Genomic DNA, 3,010 nt, shown 5'->3' with positions numbered 1-3,010 from the left:
CTAACCAAAATGATTCAAGAGTCGCCAACTTATAAAAACCTAAAATCTTAACCATGCAAGAACAAGATTATATATTATTTGAAGATTATTTGTCTGGAATGTTACAACCGGAAGAATTAGTGGCTTTTGAAAATAGATTGCAAAACGATTTATCGTATAAGGAAGCTTTTGAAACCTATAAACAAGCTTCGTTATTTTTAGAGAACCAGGTAAAAAACGAAGAAAAATCTAAAGCCTTTAAGGCCAATTTAGAAACTGTATCTTCAAGATATTTCGCTGAAAAAGAAGCGTCCAAAACGAAATTTAAAGGAATTAATCCGTGGTATTACTCCATGGTTGCCGCAGCCATTTTAGCTATTGGATTTTTTGTTACTCAGCAATTTTCAAATCCAGAATATGACGATTACGCCAATTATGGAACTATTAGTTTAACGGTTAGAGGTACACAAAGTGAAGTGTTGAGTAAGGCAGAAACAGCGTTTAATACTCATAATTATGAAGATGCCGAAGTGTATTTTTCAGAATTACTTAAAATAGATACTAATAATATGGAACTACAATTATATAAAGCGGTGTCTTTAGTAGAATTAAACAAATATACCGAAGCTGATGTTCTTTTTGATAGAATTATCCAAACCCCTTCTGTTTATAAAAACAAAGCCATATGGTATTTGGCCCTAAGTAAATTAAAACAAGAGGATGAAGCGGCCTGTGTACTTATATTGAAAACGCTACCTCAAGATTCTGAAGACTACAAACAAGCACAACAACTTATTAAAAAGTTGAAATAAAAACCTTAATAGACCTTTCAGTCCCGAAGTATCCGGATAAAACCTGAAAGGTCTTTAAGGTTATTTGTAAAAGAACCTATACTTTTGCAAAATGATTATTACCGATACCCATACCCATTTATATAGTGACGCTTTTACTGAAGATAGAAGAAGCATGATTCAAAGAGCGATTGACCTAGGAGTTTCTCGTTTTTTTATTCCTGCAATAGATTCGTCTTATACAGAAGCCATGCTTCAATTGGAAGCAGATTTTCCTAAAAATGTTTTTTTAATGACAGGTTTACATCCTACTTCAGTTAAAGAAAACTATTTAGAGGAATTGGCGCATGTAGAAGATTTACTTTCTAAAAGAAGTTTTTCTGCTATTGGAGAAATTGGCATCGATCTATATTGGGATACATCCACCTTGGACATTCAACAAAGGGCCTTTAAACATCAAATACAATTGGCAAAAAAGTATAAATTGCCTATTGTTATTCATTGTCGTGAAGCTTTTGATGAGATTTTTGATGTTTTAGAAGAAGAAAAAAGCGAAGATATGTACGGTATTTTTCACTGTTTTACTGGAAATCTAGAACAGGCAAAACGCGCGATTTCATTTAATATGAAATTAGGAATAGGAGGCGTAGTCACTTTTAAAAATGGGAAAATAGATCAGTTTCTCAATCAAATCGATTTGGAACATCTTGTTTTAGAAACCGATTCACCATATTTAGCTCCAGCTCCTTTTCGTGGAAAACGTAACGAAAGCGCCTATATTATAAAGGTGTTGGAAAAACTATCGGAACTTTATAATCTTCCTCAGGAAAAAATTGCCGAAATTACCACTCAAAACTCAAAAGACGTTTTTAATATATAAATATGACAGACACCAAGCCAAACATTCTTTTAATATATACTGGTGGAACCATTGGGATGATTAAAAACCCAAATACGGGCGGGTTGCAGGCTTTCGATTTTAGCAATCTTTTAAAACGAATTCCAGAGTTAAAACTATTGAGCTGTCATATTTCAACGGTTTCTTTTGAAGAACCTATCGATTCTTCCAACATGAGTCCTGAATATTGGATTCAAATGGCTGAAATTATTGAAACACATTACCATAATAATGATGGTTTTGTTGTATTGCATGGAAGTGATACCATGAGCTATACAGCTTCTGCTTTAAGCTTTATGTTAGAGAATCTAGATAAACCAGTAATTTTAACTGGCTCGCAATTACCCATCGGCGATTTGCGTACGGACGCTAAGGAAAACTTAATTACCTCCATACAAATGGCATCTTTACGTAAAAACAATAAACCGGTTATTACAGAGGTGGGCTTATATTTTGAATATAAATTATACCGAGGAAATAGAACAACAAAAATAAACGCAGAACATTTTGAGGCCTTCGAGTCTTTAAATTATCCGCATTTGGCAGAATCTGGAGTTCATATGAAAGTAAATGAAGAGGCTTTGTTAAAACCTAACTCCAAAAAAAATCTAGTGGTTCATAAAACTTTGGACACCAATATTGCGCTTATAAAATTATTTCCAGGTATTTCGAAAACTATTTTGGAGTGCATTATTAATAATGCCAGTTTAAAAGGAATTATAATAGAAACTTATGGTACAGGAAATGCAAGTACGGAATCTTGGTTTATTTCCTTAATAGAACAAGCCATAAAAAGAGGTGTACATATAATAAATATTACCCAATGTTCAGGAGGAAGTGTCATTATGGGTCAATATGAAACTAGCTCCGATTTGAAAAAAGTAGGTGTTATTTCGGGAAAAGACATGACAACTGAAGCCGCAGTAGCTAAATTAATGTATTTGTTAGGAGAAAAAATATCAGCTAACACGTTCAAAACCATATTCGAGACCTCCTTGAGGGGAGAAATTACATAAAAATTAACTAACAAAATTTTTAGCTTTCAAAAGTTTTTTTGTTATTTGCCTAATATATTGTTAAATATAATAATTAGAGAGGTGGCCGAGTGGTCGAAGGCGCACGCCTGGAAAGTGTGTATACCTCAAAAGGGTATCGAGGGTTCGAATCCCTTCCTCTCTGCTTTTATTTTTATTTGATAATGGTATTTTTTTTATATCTTTAACACTTTAACTAATAAAATTAAGAACAAGAACAATGAAAAGATTATTTTCTATTCTAGCCATTACTGGAATTATGGCTTTCGGAACTGTTAATGCAAATACAACTGCAAATATAACAGCAT

General features: G+C 33.0%; 3 protein-coding genes and 1 tRNA gene. All 4 read left to right on the top strand.

The window, feature by feature from the left end; translation table 11 throughout:
• Nucleotides 1-53 precede the first annotated feature (53 nt).
• The 4 genes from VKY47_RS09425 (at nucleotide 54) to VKY47_RS09410 (ending at nucleotide 2,847) form a co-directional block, all read left to right on the top strand.
• Complete coding sequence (locus VKY47_RS09425; protein WP_324312294.1) at nucleotides 54-791, top strand: tetratricopeptide repeat protein; 738 nt, start codon at nucleotides 54-56, stop codon at nucleotides 789-791.
• 91 nt (nucleotides 792-882) lie between these two features.
• Entirely contained in the window at nucleotides 883-1,650 is a 768-nt protein-coding gene (locus VKY47_RS09420; RefSeq protein ID WP_324312292.1) for a TatD family hydrolase, read from the top strand.
• Between the two features lie 2 nt (nucleotides 1,651-1,652).
• The gene (locus tag VKY47_RS09415; protein WP_324312291.1) at nucleotides 1,653-2,684 is read left to right on the top strand and encodes an asparaginase; all 1,032 of its coding nucleotides are present in this window, start codon (nucleotides 1,653-1,655) and stop codon (nucleotides 2,682-2,684) included.
• Between the two features lie 75 nt (nucleotides 2,685-2,759).
• A tRNA-Ser gene (locus tag VKY47_RS09410) sits at nucleotides 2,760-2,847 on the top strand.
• The last annotated feature ends 163 nt before the right edge of the window (nucleotides 2,848-3,010 follow it).

It is taken from the genome of Xanthomarina sp. (assembly GCF_035306705.1).
Classification (GTDB): Bacteria; Bacteroidota; Bacteroidia; order Flavobacteriales; family Flavobacteriaceae; genus Xanthomarina.
This window is presented reverse-complemented; position numbering and strand designations above follow the sequence as displayed.